The organism is Shewanella nanhaiensis (assembly GCF_019457885.1).
GTDB classification, from domain to species: domain Bacteria; phylum Pseudomonadota; class Gammaproteobacteria; order Enterobacterales; family Shewanellaceae; genus Shewanella; species Shewanella nanhaiensis.
Map to the genome: position 1 here is coordinate 1 of NZ_JAHZST010000050.1, position 1236 is coordinate 1236.

General features: G+C 43.6%; 1 protein-coding gene. It reads left to right on the forward strand.

The genetic code is table 11. From position 1 onward, the window contains the following. Positions 1-65 precede the first annotated feature (65 nt). Positions 66-1216 (forward strand): IS3 family transposase gene (locus K0625_RS24270; protein WP_220111922.1). Its coding sequence is split into 2 segments (ribosomal slippage): positions 66-303 and positions 303-1216, totalling 1152 coding nucleotides; the frame shifts between segments, so codons are not numbered across the junction. Positions 1217-1236 lie beyond the last annotated feature (20 nt).

Sequence of the window (1236 nt, forward strand, 5' to 3'; positions counted from 1 at the left end):
TGGTAAGCCCCTAGAACAGTAGACACTTCATAGAGTTATAATGAACCAAAAATATGAGGTGTTACATGCGCGGAAAACGATATCCCGACGAGTTCAAAATCGAAGCTGTTAAACAGGTCACAGAGCGTGGTCACCAGATCGCCGATGTGGCAGAAAGATTAGGCGTCACTCCTAAAAGTTTGCACAACTGGATTAACAAGTTTGATAAGCCAGAAAAGCAACACATCACCATTGATAATCAGCAAGACGAAATACGTAAACTCAAGGCGGAGCTACGTCGAGTAACCGAAGAGCGAAATATCCTAAAGGAGGCCGCCGTGTACTTTGCAAGCGAGTCAAAGAAAAGTACACGTTCATAAAGTCCAGGCTCAAGCAATATCCTGTCAGAACCCTGTGTCGAATACTTGATGTTCACCACAGTGGCTTCTATGCCTGGCTAAAGGAGCCTTTGAGTAACCGAGAAGCTGAAGATAAAAGATTGCTAGGTAAGATTAAGCAATTTTGGCTGGAAAGTGGCTGTGTGTATGGCTATCGAAATATTACATTGGACCTCAAGGATGACGGCGAATCGGTTGGTAAAAATCGAGTTCACCGTATTATGAAAGCAGCTCAGATTAAGGCTGTACGAGGCTATAAGCGTAATCCAAGCTTTGGTGGCGGAGATGTTAGTCATACAGCACCAAACACGCTAAATCGTGGCTTTGATGTCGCTAAGCCTAACAAAGTTTGGGTGACCGATTTTACTTATATCCGCACCCATGAAGGCTGGTTGTATCTAACTGTTGTGATCGACCTATTCTCACGTCAAGTCGTCGGTTGGACGATGAAAAGCACACCTAAGGCTGACTTGGTTATTGACGCGTTATTAATGGCTATATGGCGACGGTCTCCGACCGAAAAAGTGCTGATACACTCCGATCAAGGTGTGCAATATACCTGTTCAGATTGGCGTAGCTTTCTTAAAGAACATAACCTGGAAGCAAGTATGAGCCGCAGAGGAAACTGTCATGATAACGCTGTTGCTGAGAGCTTTTTCTCACTCCTAAAGAAAGATAGAGTTAAGCGAAAGGTCTACAAAACCAGAGACGAAGCACGCTCTGAAATATTTAACTATATCGAATATTTCTATAATCCAGTGCGACATCATGGTAGTAATAACGGACTGTCTCCGATGAAGTTCGAGAAGCAGTATTTTGAGAAACTAGGAAGTGTCTAGAAAACTAGGGGCTTACCACA